Raw genomic sequence first — 14,338 nt, 5'->3', positions numbered from 1 at the left:
GGCTGCTGTGCGTGTCAGCCCGTTCAGCCCGCGAGGATGGCGCGCGCCAGCTTGGCCGTCTCGGTCGGCGTCTTGCCGACCTTGACGCCGGCGGCCTCGAGGGCCTCCTTCTTCGCCTGGGCGGTGCCGGAGGAACCGGAGACGATGGCGCCGGCGTGGCCCATGGTCTTGCCCTCGGGCGCGGTGAAGCCCGCGACGTAGCCGACGACCGGCTTGGTGACGTTGGCCTTGATGAAGTCGGCCGCGCGCTCCTCGGCGTCGCCGCCGATCTCACCGATCATGACGATCAGGTCGGTGTCGGGGTCCGCCTCGAACGCCGCGAGGGCGTCGATGTGCGTGGTGCCGATGACCGGGTCGCCACCGATGCCGACGGCGGACGAGAAGCCGATGTCACGGAGCTCGTACATCATCTGGTACGTCAGCGTGCCGGACTTCGAGACCAGGCCGATGCGGCCCGGCTTCGTGATGTCGCCCGGGATGATGCCGGCGTTGGACTGGCCCGGGGTGATGAGACCGGGGCAGTTCGGGCCGATGAGGCGGGTCTTGTTGCCCTTGTCCACGGCGTACGCGTAGAACGCGGCCGAGTCGTGGACGGCGATGCCCTCGGTGATGACGACGGCGAGCGGGATCTCGGCGTCGATCGCCTCGACGACGGCGGCCTTCGCGAAGGCCGGCGGCACGAAGAGGACCGAGACGTTGGCGCCGGTCTCCTTCATCGCCTCGGCGACCGTGCCGAAGACCGGGATCTCGGTGCCGTCGAAGTCGACGGTCGTGCCGGCCTTGCGCGGGTTCACGCCGCCGACGATGTTGGTGCCGTCACCCAGCATGAGCTTGGTGTGCTTCATGCCCGTGGCACCGGTCATGCCCTGGACGATGACCTTGCTGTCCTTGTTGAGGAAGATAGCCATGGCTCTGGTGTCCCTCGTCCCTTACTTCGCAGCCGCGAGCTCGGCGGCCTTGTCGGCCGCTCCGTCCATGGTGTCCACGCGCTGCACCAGCGGGTGGTTGGCGTCCGACAGGATCTTGCGACCCAGCTCCGCGTTGTTGCCGTCGAGGCGCACGACCAGCGGCTTGCTGACCTCCTCGCCCTTCGAGGCGAGGAGCTCCAGGGCCTGCACGATGCCGTTGGCGACCTCGTCACAGGCGGTGATGCCGCCGAAGACGTTGACGAACACGGACTTGACGTCCGGGTCGCCCAGGATGATCTCCAGGCCGTTCGCCATGACCTCGGCGGAGGCGCCGCCGCCGATGTCGAGGAAGTTGGCCGGCTTCACGCCGCCGTGGTTCTCACCGGCGTACGCGACGACGTCCAGGGTCGACATGACCAGGCCGGCGCCGTTGCCGATGATGCCGACCTCGCCGTCGAGCTTGACGTAGTTGAGGCCCTTGGCCTTGGCGGCAGCCTCGAGCGGGTTGGCTGCGGCCTTGTCCTCGAGCGCCTCGTGCTCGGGCTGACGGAAGTCGGCGTTCTCGTCGAGGGACACCTTGCCGTCCAGGGCCAGGATGTCGCCGGAGGCGACCTTGGCCAGCGGGTTGACCTCGACGAGGAGCGCGTCCTCGGCGACGAAGGTGTCCCACAGGGTCACGAGGACCTCGGCGACCTTCTCGGCCACGTCGGCCGGGAACTTCGCCAGGGCCACGATCTCGCGGGCCTTCTCGATGTCGACGCCCTTGTTGGAGTCGACCGGCACCTTGGCGAGCTTCTCGGGGGTCGTCGCGGCGACCTCCTCGATGTCCATGCCACCGGCGACGGACGCCATGGCGAGGAAGGTGCGGTTGGTTCGGTCGAGGAGGTACGAGACGTAGTACTCCTCGAGGATCTCCGGAGCGGTCTCCGCGATCATCACCTTGTGGACCGTGTGGCCCTTGATGTCCATCCCGAGGATGTCCGTCGCGCGGGCGACGGCCTCGTCCGGGGTGGCGGCCAGCTTGACGCCGCCGGCCTTGCCTCGGCCACCGACCTTCACCTGCGCCTTGACGACCGACTTGCCGCCAAGACGCTCGGTGGCCTCGCGCGCCGCCTCAGGCGTGTCGATGACTTCACCGGCCAGCACCGGTACACCGTGCTTGGCGAAGAGGTCCCTCGCCTGGTACTCGAACAGGTCCACGCGCGTCCGTCCCTTTTCTGATGATCGCGGTTCGTTGTCTGCGTGGGCGTGCCGCGAAGGGCAACGTGACTGCGCTGTCACAAGGGAGGCGTGCACGGAGTCCGTGGACGCGGCATGTCCGTCTCGCAGGTTATCCCCGTGGGCCGTGGGTCCCTAAATCGCAGCTCACACCGGGGCGGTGATACGGGTCACAGACCGTACGGGTCAGGGGGCTGTCCGTAGGGGTGGCGGGGCCGGCCCGGGGGCCCTGGTGGCGGGCGTGGACTGGCCTTCGGGGCCCTCACGACGCGCCGGTCGCCGGGATGAGGCCCGTCGCGGTACGGGTGTGATATGAGCCTCAGTCGGCTCGGGGGCACCCCTGCGGGTGGTCCGGCGGCGACGGATTCCGCAGCGGTCAGGGCTCGGGTACGGGGAGCGGACGCTTCTCCAGGGCGGCGGCCATGATCTCCGGGAACAGGTCGGGGGTGCAGGCGAAGGCCGGGGCGCCGAGCGCGGCGAGGGCCGCGGCGTGGTCCCGGTCGTAGGCGGGGGCGCCCTCGTCGGAGAGCGCGAGCAGGGCGATGAACTGGACGCCGGAGGCTTTCATCGCCGCGACCCGCTTCAGCATCTCGTCGCGGATGCCTCCCTCGTACAGGTCGCTGACGAGGACGACGACGGTGTCGGCGGGGCGGGTGATCCTCGACTGGCAGTAGGCGAGGGCGCGGTTGATGTCGGTGCCGCCGCCGAGCTGGGTGGCGAAGAGGACGTCGACGGGGTCGTCGAGCTGCTCGGTCAGGTCGACGACGGAGGTGTCGAAGACGACGAGGCGGGTGGCGAGCGAGCGCAGGGAGGCCAGCACCGCGCCGAAGACGGCGGCGTGGACGACGGAGGCGGCCATGGAGCCCGACTGGTCGACGCAGAGCACCACCTCCTTCCTGACCGCCCGGGAGGAGCGGCCGTGGCCGACGAGCCGCTCGGGGACCACCGTGCGGTGCTCGGGCAGGTAGTTCTTGAGGTTGGCGCGGATCGTGCGGTCCCAGTCGATGTCGCGGTGGCGGGGGCGGCTGATCCGGGCGGAGCGGTCGAGCGCGCCGGTGAGGGTGGCGCGGGTGCGGGTGGCGAGGCGCTTCTCCAGGTCGTCGACGACCTTGCGGACGACGGCGCGGGCGGTCTCCCGCGTCGTCTCCGGCATCGCCCTGCCGAGGGAGAGGAGGGTGCCGACGAGGTGCACGTCGGGCTCGACGGCCTCCAGCATCTCCGGCTCCAGGAGCAGGGTGGCGAGCCCGAGCCGGTCGATCGCGTCGCGCTGCATGACCTGGACGACGGAGCTGGGGAAGTACCTGCGGATGTCGCCGAGCCAGCGGGCGACGGAGGGCGCGGAGGCGCCGAGCCCGGCCGAGCGGTGGCCGCTCCCGCCCTTGCCGGCGCGGTCGTAGAGCGCGGTGAGGGCTCCGTCCATGGCGGCGTCGGTTCCGGTGAGCGTCCGGCCGGTGCCGTCGGCCTCCCCGCCGCCCAGGACCAGCCGCCAGCGCCGCAGCCGCTCGTCGTCGGTGGTGGTCCTGCTCATGGGGTGGCCTCCGTTCCGAGGATGAGGTGGAGGAGCGGCAGGACGGCGTCCGCACGCTCGGGGTCGGGGGTGGGGGCGAAGCCGGGCGTGCCGGGCGCGGAGAGCCCAGGCCCGCCGGACCGGGGGCCCCGGGCGGCCAGCTCCCCGAGGGCGCGGCGCACCCCCTTCTCGTACGCGGAGAAGGTGCGGCGCAGCAGGGGCAGGACGTCGGTGAACGCCTCTTCCGGTACATCGGTCAGCCAGGCGTCGACCAGACCGAGGAGGCGCTCGTCGTGGACGAGGAGCAGTCCGCCCCCGGAGGCCCCGCCGACGAATCCGTCGATCCAGGCGGCGGCGTCGGCCGGCGGGGTGCCGGGTGAGAGGGCGCGGCTCATGAGCACGGCGGCCTCCCCGTCACCGATCCGTCCCTCGTCGAGCAGGAGCCGGGCGGCCCGGCCCCGGAGGACGCCCGGTATCCGGTGGCGGTCGGCGAGCCGGCGCAGCGTCCCGGCCCAGCGGTCGCCGAGGTCGGGGCGGTCCGGGAGGAGGCCGATCGCCGTGTGGACGGCGTCGAGCCGGTCCCGCATCTGCGTGGCGGCGTCGGTGTCGAGGCCGGCGCAGGCGGGCGGGAGGCCGACGCAGATCCGCTCGGCGAGCCCGGCGGCGACCTCGCCGAGGGCCGCCGTGCCGGTCCCGCGGACGTCGCCGTAGCGCAGGGAGCGGGCCAGGGCGGGGAGGGCGTCGGCGAGGTGGGCGACGTCGGTGTCGAGCGCGGCCCGGTCGGCGAGTGCCCGCATGACGAGGGGCAGCGCGTCCGTGAGCCCGGCGAGGAGGCACTGCTCGGCGAGGGCGGTGATGTCGGTGAGGGTGGTCGCGGCGAGGGCGCGGGACTCGGCCTTGGCGGTGGCGGCGGTCTCGACGGTGGTGCCCCAGACTCCGGCCTCGGCGACCCGGACGTGCAGCTCGGGCTCCCAGCGCAGCCGCCAGGTCTCCCGGAAGGTGCCCGTGCCGGCCCGCCCGGCGGCCGGCTCGCCCCAGGGGACGCCGAGGAGGCGCAGCCGGTGCAGCAGGCGGCTGCGCTCGCCGTCGGTCTCCTTGCGGAGGTCGAGTCCGAGCTCGCGCTCCTGGGCCTCGGGCTTGAGGCGCAGGGTGCGCTGGCGGCGGGTCAGGTCGCGCTGGAGCGGTACGGCGGGGGCGGCGGGCGGCACCTCGCCGAGGACGTCGCCGACGACGAGGCGGTCGCGGACGAGGTCGAGCGGGATGTCGGAGCCCTCGCAGAGGACGGCGCGGACGGCGTCGGTCGTCTCGTCGAGGCCGGGGCGGGGGCGGCCGCGGAGTGCGGCGAGCGTCTCGGCGAGGCGGACGGCCTCGATGACGTGGGCGGAGGAGACGGGGTGGTCCTCGGCCCTGAGGAGGCCGGCGACCCGGGTCATCCAGCGCTCGAGGGGCCGGTCGGGGGCGGCGAAGAGGTGTCCGTACCAGCCGGGCGCGTCGATTCCGGCGCCGTAGCCGGAGCGGCGGGCGAGCCTGCGGTGGGTCCACGGGACCCAGGTCAGCTCGGCCTTCACCTTGGGCAGGCCCTTCAGGAGGGCCCTGTCGGCGGCGACGGTGGTCCCGCGGGTGAGCGCGGGCACGTGCCAGGCGCCGCAGACGACGGCGACGGAGTCCCCGAACTCCTTGCGGGCGTCGCGCAGCCGGAGCCGCATGTGCGCCTCGCGGACGAGGTCGCGGGGGTGGCCGCCGTGTCCGTACGTCTCGCGGAGGGCGCCCATGGCCTCGGCGAGGGCCTCGAAGGGGGCGGTGGGCTCGTCGTCCCCGCGCAGCTCGACGACGTCCTCCCACCAGCGCTCGGCGTCCTCGTACCCGGAGGCCGCGGCGAGTTCGGCCAGGGGGTCGATCCGTGGGTCGCTCCCGCTCACCTCGTCCTCCCCGTCGCTCCAGGTGGGGTCGGCGGCGGCAAGGGTGTGGGCGGCGGGCAGGTCGATGAAACGGACGGCGGCACCGTGGTCGAGGGCCCAGCGGATCGCGACCCACTCGGGCGAGAACGCGGCCATCGGCCAGAACGCGGCCCGCCCCGGGTCGTCCACGGCGTGGGCGAGCAGCGCGACGGGCGGGCGCATGTCCGGGTCCGCGGCGAGCGCCACGAGGGCGTCGGCCTCGGCGGGCCCCTCGACGAGCACCGCGGCGGGCTGCTCCGCCTCCAACGCGGCCCGCACCCCCCGCGCGGACCCGGGCCCGTGATGCCGCACCCCGAGCAGCAGGGCCCCACCCCGCACCGCACCGCCCCCACTCCGCCGGGGGCCGGCCTCCGACGGGCCGCCGGGCCCCGGGCGACCGGCGGCGGCGGTCCCGCGGACGGCAGGGGCCGTCTCCGGGGTGCGGCCGACGGCAGGGCCCGGCATGGCGGGGCCTGACCGCGGCGCGCGGCCACCGCCGGGGCCCGGCGCGGCGGGGGCCGTCGCCGGGGTGCGGGCCGTGTCCAGGGGTGTCATGCGCTCACCTCGCGGCAGGCGCGGTAGAAGTCCTTCCAGCCGTCTCTCTCCCTCACGACCGTTTCCAGGTACTCCTGCCAGACGACCCGGTCGGCCGCCGGGTCGCGGACGACCGCGCCGAGGATGCCGGCGGCGATGTCGGCGGGGCGCAGGACGCCGTCGCCGAAGTGGGCCGCGAGGGCGAGTCCGCCGGTGACGACGGAGATGGCTTCGGCGGTGGAGAGCGTCCCCGAGGGGGACTTGACCCTCGTCCGGCCGTCGGTGGTGACCCCGTCCCGCAGCTCGCGGAAGACGGTGACGACCCGGCGGATCTCGTCCACGCCGTCGGGCAGGGCGGGCAGTTCCAGAGAGCGTCCGAGCTGCTCGACCCGGCGGGCGACGATGTCGACCTCGGCCTCCGGGGTCGCGGGCAGTGGGAGGACGACCGTGTTGAAGCGGCGGCGCAGCGCGCTGGAGAGCTCGTTGACGCCGCGGTCACGGTCGTTGGCGGTGGCGATCAGGTTGAAGCCGGGGACGGCCTGCACCTCCTGTCCCAGCTCGGGGAGGGGCAGGGTCTTCTCGGACAGGATCGTGATGAGCGTGTCCTGCACGTCGGCGGGGATGCGGGTGAGCTCCTCGACCCGGGCGGTCATGCCCAGGGACATCGCGCGCATCACCGGGCTGGGGACGAGCGCGTCCCGGCTGGGGCCGTGGGCGAGGAGCCGCGCGTAGTTCCAGCCGTACCGGATGGCCTCCTCGGGCGTGCCGGCGGTGCCCTGGACGAGGAGGGTGGAGTCGCCGCTGACGGCGGCGGCGAGGTGCTCGGAGACCCAGGTCTTGGCTGTGCCGGGGACACCGAGGAGGAGCAGGGCCCGGTCGGTGGCGAGCGTGGTGACGGCGACTTCCACGATGCGGCGCGGTCCGACGTACTTGGGGGTGATGACGGTCCCGTCGGGGAGCGTGCCGCCCAGGAGGTAGGTGGCGACTGCCCACGGCGAGAGGCGCCAGCGGGCGGGCCTGGGCCGGTCGTCGGCGGCGGCGAGGGCCGCGAGTTCGTGGGCGAAGGCCTGCTCCGCGTGCGGCCGCAGGACCTCGGCGGTGGTCTGCGGCCGTCCCGGGCCGGCGTCCGTCTCGACACCGGAACCGGGCTTCGCGATGGTTTCGGGCACGGTCATGGATCCCCCTCCAGATCGTTCGACCTGCTGTGCGATCCACCGTGCACCATGCCACTGACAATCGGATGTCACCGCTGGTCAGGGCCGGTCGGAGGGGGTGAGGAAGGGTCAGCCCACGACGGGGGGGGACGCCGACGCGGCCGCCCGCCGTCGCCTGCTCGCCCCCTCCTGGAACCGCCGGGTCAGGGGCATTGTCAGTGGCGGCCCCTACCGTCGAGGACATGAATGCCATGGGGGTGCGCTGGACGGCGGATCAGGTGCTGGCACTGGCTCCTGACGAAGCGTCGCGCAGAGCGGGGAGCAAGCTCGGCACGGCCGGGCCCTGGTCGGAGACCGGGTGCGGGGACGGCGCCGTCTGGGGCCTGTGCAAGGGCAGCGGAAGCACGCCGTACCGGACGGTCGTCGACACCACGGGGCCGGCGTACTCCTGCGGTTGCCCCAGCCGGAAGTTCCCCTGCAAGCACGCCCTTGGCCTGCTGCTGCTGCGGGCGGCGGACGGGATCGCCGCCGAGGGCGCCCCCGCCCCCGACTGGGCCGCCGCGTGGCTCACGGCGCGGCGCGACCGGGCCGCGGGCGCCGGCCGGCGTGCCGGGGAGGCCGCCCCGGGGGCGGCGGACCCGGAGGCGGCGCGCCGCCGGGCCGAGCGCAGGGCGGCCCGGATCACCTCGGGCGCGCAGGAGTTGGAGCAGCGGCTGGCCGACCTGCTGCGCGGCGGTCTTGCCGCAGCCGGGCAGGCGGGGTACGGGCTGTGGGAGGAGACGGCGGCCCGCATGGTCGACGCCCAGGCGCCGGGGCTCGCCGGGCGGGTCCGGGAGCTGGGGGCGATACCGGCCTCGGGGCCGGGCTGGCCCGTGCGGCTCCTGGAGGAGTGCGCGCTGACCCATCTCCTCGACCGGGCGTGGCTGTCGGCGGACCGGCTGCCCGCGCCGTTCGCGTCGACGGTGCGGACCCGGGTGGGCCTCACCGCCCCGGCCGACGGCGTCCCGGTGCGCGACCACTGGCTGGTCCTCGCGCAGTACGACGCGGCCGACGCCCGGCTGACGACGCGGCGGATCTGGCTGCACGGCACGGCGACCGGGCGCACCGCGCTCCTCCTCTCCTTCGGCGCGGCGGGCAGGGCGCCCCGGCTCGCGCTCCCGGTGGGCGCGCTGCTCGACGGCGAGCTGACCCCGCACACCGGCTCCGGCCAGGTGCGGGCGGAGCCGGGCGAGCGGTTCGTCCCGGTCGCGGGCCCCGTCGCCCCGCCGACGGGCGGCCCGGTCGGCGCGGCGCTCGACGCGTACGGCCGCGCGCTGGGCGAGGACCCGTGGCTGGACTCCTGGCCCGTGACGCTGAGCGGGGTCGTACCGGCACGCGCGGAGTACGGCTGGCAGCTCGCCGACGCCGACGGCCGCGAGGCGCTGCCCCTCACGCCCGCCGCCCAGTCGCGACCCGGCCTGTGGCGCCTGATCGCCCTGTCCGGCGGCGCGCCGGTGACCGTCTTCGGAGAGTGCGGGCACCGCGGGTTCACCCCGCTCGCCGCCTGGTCACCGGAGACCCCGGGCGAGACGGTGCCCCTCATATGACGCACGGTCACCGCGGACCGACCCACGGGAGGAGCCCGATGGACACGACCACGACCACCTCCGCCGACGGCGCCGACGCGTCCACCCGGCTCTGGGAGGAGCTCGTCAGCGCGGCGATGCTGGGCACTGACCGACGGTCCCCCGCCGGGCTCGCGGGCTCAGCGGCGGACCGGGACATGCCGGGTGCCCTGCTCGACGCGGCCGCGCTGCACACCGTACGGCGCAGGGCGGGGCTGCGGCCCGGGCCCGCCGCACCCCTGCCGGAGCCCGCACCGGACGATCCCCGCCCGCCGCTGCCCGAGGCCGCTCGGCTCCGCCTCGACCAGCTGCTCGCCGGCCGGGCCGCGCCCTCGCCCGCCGGTCGGCGCGGGGCCGCCCCCGACCTGGCCGAACTGCTGCCGCAATGGCTGGCCCTCGCCAACCAGCACGGTTACAAGGCATCGCCCGCCGCGCTGCCCGCGCTGCTCGACGCGGCCAGGGCCCGTACGGATCTGCGGCCCCAGGCCCTCCGTCTCGCCGGTCCGCGCGGACTGTGGCTGGCCCGGCTCAACCCCGAGTGGAGGTTCGCCCTCCGGGGCACGGGCGCGGGCGGCGGCGGCCTCCCGTCACCGAGGGACGCGGACGGGGTCCGAGCGCTGTGGGAGGAGGGCCTGTTCGCCGAACGCGTCGCTCTGCTCTCCGCCGTACGGACCGAGGATGCCGCCGCCGGTCTCGCGCTGCTCGCGTCCACCTGGTCCGCCGAGCGGGCGGAGGACCGGCTGATGTTCCTGGACTCGCTGCGGACCGGACTCTCCGACGCCGACGAGGAGTTCCTGGAGGAGGCCCTCGGCGACCGGAGCCGTAATGTGCGGGCCACCGCCGCCGAGCTGCTCTCGGCCCTGCCGGCCTCCGCGTTCGCGGGCCGGATGGCGGGCCGGGCCGCCACCTGCGTGGGTCTGGACCGGACCGCCCCGACACCCACGATCGCCGTCGAGGCCCCGCACGAATGCGACGCGGCGATGCAGCGGGACGGCCTGGTGGCGACGCCTCCGGCGGGCCGGGGCGAGCGTTCCTGGTGGCTGGGCCAGCTCGTCGAGGCGGCGCCGCTGGGGTCCTGGGCGGCCAGGTTCGGGGGACGCTCCCCGGAGGAGATCGTGGCGCTGCCGGTCGCGGACGACTGGCAGGGCGAGCTGCACGCGGCGTGGTGCCGGGCCGCCGTGCGCCAGCGGGACCCGGCGTGGTCGCGCGCGCTGCTCGGTTCCCCGGCGGTCCCGCCCGCGACGGGCCCCGGCACCTCGTCCCTGGCCGAGCGCGCCCAGCTCCTGTCGACGCTGCACGTGGAGGAACGCGCGCGCTGGGTGGCCTCGTTCGTCGCTGCCCACGGCCTTTCGGAGGCGTTCCAGCTGCTCGGTGTCTGTGCCGTCCCCTGGGCGGAGCCGCTCGGCGTGGCGGTGATCGACGCCCTCGACATCGCGCGGGAGGCGGGCAGTTATCCCTGGAGCTTCAGCGGAGTGATGGGGCTGGCGGAGCGCTGCCTCGACCCGGCGGCGGCGCGGCTGCTGGAGTCGTTGACGGCGCGCCCCGACGAGGCGGAGGACAGCTCCCCCGGCGCGGGTGACTACTGGGCCGAGGCATTCCAGCGCCTGGTCTCCACGCTCCACCTCCGCGCGACGATGCACGCGGAACTCACGCAGACACCATCGGTCTGAGTGGCGTCGCCCGCCTGCGGCCGCCACCCGGCCCCGTACGGCCGCCCCACCTGGCGTCACCGCCCGCCCTTGAGCCGCCATCCGGCTCCGTACGGTGGCCCGAACCCGCACCGCCCGACCGAGCCCGCACCGTCGGCCGAACCGGCGCAGCCGCCCGAGCCCGCACCGTCGGCCGAACCGGCGCAGCCGCCCGAGCCCGCACCGTCGGCCGAACCGGCGCCGCCGCCCGAGCCCGCACCGTCGGCCGAACCGGCGCCGCCGCCCGAGCCCGCCACCGCCTGAACCCCGCACCGCCGACCAAGCCCGCGCCACCGCCTGAACCCCGCGCCGCCGCCCGAGCCCGCGCCGCCGCCCGAACCCGTACCGTCGCCTGCCTCGGGCCGTCGGCCGCCCCCTACCCGCCGCTCGGCCCCTGAGGGCGGCGGCCCGATGAGCCTCCCGGGGGCGCGTCCCGCCGGAACGGCGACAGGGCCCTCCCCGTTCCGGGAGGGCCCTGTCGGCGCCGTTTGAGCACCGCGCAACGGACTACGCGGCGACGCGGACGTTCGCGTTGACCCAGTCGACGATGGACGCGGTCGTCGCGCCCGGCGTGAAGATCTCCGCCACGCCCTTCTCCTTCAGCGGCGCGATGTCCGCGTCGGGGATGATGCCGCCGCCGAAGACCTTGATGTCCTCCGCGTCGCGGTCCTTGAGCAGCTCCAGGACCTTCACGAACAGCGTGTTGTGCGCTCCGGAGAGGATCGAGAGGCCGATCGCGTCGGCGTCCTCCTGGATCGCGGTGTCGACGATCTGCTCGGGCGTCTGGTGGAGTCCGGTGTAGATGACCTCCATGCCGGCGTCGCGGAGCGCCCGCGCGATCACCTTGGCCCCGCGATCGTGGCCGTCGAGACCCGGCTTGGCGACGACCACGCGGATCGGACCGCTCACACCCATCACTGCCTCCACATGCGACCCCCGCGCCTGATTGCCGGGGAGGTGAACGAACGTTATCCCCAGCATCTCGCACCCGGCCGTTTCGCGGAGGCGAGCGAGGGGGAAATCACACGTGGGACATGTTCGCTCTGCGCCGTCCCCGCTTCCGGGCCCTCCGTCTGGGCCCACCAGCCGCGAGCGGGGCCGGTCGCAAAGGGAGCCGCGACGAGGTCGCCGCGCCCCCGTGCCGCCCTCCGTGCGGCGCGAGGGCACGGCGGACCGGCTTTCCGTTCGGCCCCGCGTGCCGTTCGGGAGGTCCGGCCATGGAGTTCACCAAGGTCACCGCCCTCATGAAGGCCACCGCGCTGGAGGCCGCGATCCTCACCGGCCATCTCGTCCTCTACCCGTCCGGGATCCTCGCGGAGCGGCTCGCCCCCGCCGCGACCGCCCCGACGGGCACGACGGCCACCCGGAGCAACCGCCCGGTCGTGCTCCTGCACGGCCTCGTCGACAACCGTTCGGTCTTCGTCATGCTGCGCCGTTCCCTCACCCGGAGCGGCCGTCACTGTGTCGAGTCGCTCAACTACTCCCCGCTCACCTGCGACCTGCGGGCCGCCGCCGAACTGCTGGGCCGCCGGGTGGACGAGATCCGCGCCCGCACCGGGCACGCCGAGGTCGACATCGTCGGGCACAGTCTCGGCGGGCTCATCGCCCGCTACTACGTGCAGCGCCTGGGCGGGGACACCCGGGTGCGCACCCTGGTCATGCTCGGCACGCCGCACGCGGGCACCACGGTGGCTCCGCTCGCCGACGCGCATCCGCTGGTGCGGCAGATGCGGCCCGGTTCGGAGGTCCTGCGGGCTCTCGCCGGGCCCGCGCCCGGCTGCCGGACCCGGTTCGTGAGTTTCTGGAGCGATCTGGACCAGGTGATGGTGCCGGTCGAGACGGCCCGTCTCGACCACCCCGACCTGCTCGTGCACAACGTGCGGGTGAGCGGAATCGGCCATCTCGCGCTGCCGGTGCATCCGACGGTGGCCGCCGGGGTCCGCGAGGCCCTCGACGCCGGTGAACCGCCCCTCTCCGGGACGTGCGAGGAGGAACCCGGGGCCAGCTCCGTCGCCTGACACGCGACACCGTTCTTCGAACGTTCATCGAACACAAGGCCAAGGCTCTCCACCCGACCTGGCAAAACACGACCGATTGCCCGTTTCCTGCGGCTCCAAACCCCGCCGAAGATTGTCCGCCGCGCGTACCGCCGGGTACAGTCGCGCCACTGCTTACCCCCGGGACACCCCTCACGGGCCCGCCCCGGACTGGTCCTGCTGCCGAGGCGAGAGAGACGTTGGTGAACGACCAGCACCCCCACGCCGGGTACGTCGGAGACGGCGCCCACACCACCGGCAGTTTCGCCATCGACCCGCTGTTCGGCGCCTACCCCGAGGGCCAGGCCGACCACAGCGGCCAGTGGGACCTCGGGCAGTACGCGGCCACCGGGACGTACGCGACGACGGGGCAGTACGACACCACCGGGCAGTACGACACCACGGGGCAGTACGACACGACCGGCCAGTGGGACACCACGGGCCAGTGGAACCCCGCCGCCACCTCCTACGACGCCACCGGCGCGTACGGGGCCACCGCCCCGCAGTGCGACACCACCGGACAGTGGGACGCCTCCGCCTGGACCGAGGCCCAGCACACCGGCCAGTACGAGACCGCCCACGCCGGCACCTACGCCGCCCAGGGCGCGTACGGTTACGAGGCCTACGACGCCACCGGACAGTGGGCCGCCCCCGCCTTCGCGACCGAGACCGGCACCTTCGACGCGACCGCGTGGAACCACGCGACCCCGGAGCCCGAGCCGGTCGTCCCCCAGCAGTACACCCCGCAGTCCGAGCACACCGCCGAGTTCGCCTTCGAGTACCTCCCGGACGGATCCGAGGAGCACGAGGGAAGCGCTTCCGACCCGGCCGAGGCCGGAGCCCCGGACACCTTCGAAACCGTCGAATCCCTTGAGGACGGCGAGGACGACGCGTACCGGAACGACGTGGACGAACCGACCGACGAGCCCGCCGTCGAGCTCCGTACGGACTCCCCCGTCGCCGGCCGCCCCGTGCGCCGTTCCTCCGGTGGCAGCCGCGGCCGGCGCCGCACCCCCGCCAAACGGTCCGCGCTGCTGACCGTCGCCGTCCCCTCCGCCTGTGTCATGGGGGTCGCCGGAATCGCCGCCGCCTCCGTCAGCGGCCTCACCAGCCCCGACACGGCCGGCGCACAGCAGGACGACACGACCTCGCTCGCCGCCGCCGACCCGGCCTCGGTCAAGCAGGTCGCCGCCAACAGCGCGCTCGACACCCAGCTGGCCGCGCTCAGCGCAGACGCCCGCGACTTCGGTGACCGCGCCAGCCGCACCCAGGAGCGCATCGACCTCCGGGCCCGCCAGGCGGCCGAGAAGAAGAAGCGCGAGGAGGAGGCGGCCCGCAAGGAGGCCATGCGCCCCAAGTACCTGCTGCCGGTGAAGCTTCACCAGCTCAGCGCGCGCTTCGGCCAGTCGGGCGTCAACTGGATGTCGGTGCACACGGGCATCGACTTCCCCGTGCAGTACGGCACCCCCGTGATGGCCGCGACCGACGGCACCGTCCGCACGCAGTGGAACAGCGCCTACGGCAACATGGCGATCGTGACCGCCCCCGACGGCACCGAGACCTGGTACTGCCACCTGAGCAGCACCAAGATCCGCTCGGGTTACGTCAAGGCCGGCGACGTCATCGCCTACTCCGGCAACTCCGGCAACTCCACCGGCCCGCACCTCCACTTCGAGGTCCGGCCCGGCGGCGGCTCCGCGATCGACCCGCTGGCCTGGCTGCGCAGCCACGGCCTCGACCCCACCAGCTGAA

Annotated in this window: 10 protein-coding genes; 4 read left to right on the top strand and 6 right to left on the bottom strand. The window is 74.5% G+C overall.

The features are described 5' to 3' along the window. Positions 1 to 23 precede the first annotated feature (23 nt). The 5 genes from sucD to ACZ51I_RS24255 form a co-directional block, all read right to left on the bottom strand. Positions 24 to 908, bottom strand: coding sequence for a succinate--CoA ligase subunit alpha (gene sucD / locus ACZ51I_RS24275; protein WP_468879386.1), 885 nt, complete (start codon positions 906 to 908; stop codon positions 24 to 26). Between the two features lie 21 nt (positions 909 to 929). After that, entirely contained in the window at positions 930 to 2,108 is a 1,179-nt protein-coding gene (sucC, locus tag ACZ51I_RS24270; RefSeq protein ID WP_468879383.1) for an ADP-forming succinate--CoA ligase subunit beta, read from the bottom strand. Between the two features lie 394 nt (positions 2,109 to 2,502). Further along, positions 2,503 to 3,654, bottom strand: a complete 1,152-nt coding sequence (locus ACZ51I_RS24265) for a VWA domain-containing protein (RefSeq protein ID WP_468879380.1) — start codon at positions 3,652 to 3,654, stop codon at positions 2,503 to 2,505. Next, entirely contained in the window at positions 3,651 to 6,035 is a 2,385-nt protein-coding gene (locus ACZ51I_RS24260) for a DUF5682 family protein (protein ID WP_468879653.1), read from the bottom strand. The genes ACZ51I_RS24265 and ACZ51I_RS24260 overlap by 4 nt, the downstream gene beginning before the upstream one ends. Before the next feature lie 86 nt (positions 6,036 to 6,121). Then, positions 6,122 to 7,279 (bottom strand): ATP-binding protein, encoded by a 1,158-nt coding sequence (locus ACZ51I_RS24255; protein WP_468879377.1) that lies wholly within the window; start codon positions 7,277 to 7,279, stop codon positions 6,122 to 6,124. Positions 7,280 to 7,500: 221 nt separating this feature from the next. On the opposite strand from ACZ51I_RS24255, the gene ACZ51I_RS24250 reads away from it, so the two are divergent. Both ACZ51I_RS24250 and ACZ51I_RS24245 read left to right on the top strand, forming a co-directional pair. Beyond that, entirely contained in the window at positions 7,501 to 8,844 is a 1,344-nt protein-coding gene (locus ACZ51I_RS24250) for an SWIM zinc finger family protein (RefSeq protein ID WP_468879374.1), read from the top strand. Between the two features lie 38 nt (positions 8,845 to 8,882). Next, complete coding sequence (locus tag ACZ51I_RS24245; RefSeq protein ID WP_468879372.1) at positions 8,883 to 10,532, top strand: DUF5691 domain-containing protein; 1,650 nt, start codon at positions 8,883 to 8,885, stop codon at positions 10,530 to 10,532. Between the two features lie 525 nt (positions 10,533 to 11,057). On the opposite strand, the gene ACZ51I_RS24240 is transcribed toward ACZ51I_RS24245, so the two are convergent. Further along, the gene (locus ACZ51I_RS24240; RefSeq protein WP_384108187.1) at positions 11,058 to 11,465 is read right to left on the bottom strand and encodes a cobalamin B12-binding domain-containing protein; all 408 of its coding nucleotides are present in this window, start codon (positions 11,463 to 11,465) and stop codon (positions 11,058 to 11,060) included. A 302-nt stretch (positions 11,466 to 11,767) separates the two neighbouring features. Here ACZ51I_RS24240 and ACZ51I_RS24235 point away from each other — a divergent pair, with 302 nt between their 5' ends. Together ACZ51I_RS24235 and ACZ51I_RS24230 are read left to right on the top strand one after the other, a co-directional pair. Continuing rightward, a complete protein-coding gene (locus ACZ51I_RS24235) occupies positions 11,768 to 12,568 on the top strand; it encodes an esterase/lipase family protein (protein WP_468879368.1) in 801 nt (266 codons plus the stop codon). A 221-nt stretch (positions 12,569 to 12,789) separates the two neighbouring features. Beyond that, positions 12,790 to 14,337: a M23 family metallopeptidase gene (locus ACZ51I_RS24230; protein ID WP_468879365.1), complete on the top strand. Its 1,548-nt coding sequence runs from the start codon at positions 12,790 to 12,792 to the stop codon at positions 14,335 to 14,337. The last annotated feature ends 1 nt before the right edge of the window (position 14,338 follow it).

It is taken from the genome of Streptomyces sp. NPDC034084 (assembly GCF_055575535.1).
Note: the sequence above shows the minus strand (reverse complement) of the source record. Positions and strands in the feature narration are given on the sequence as shown.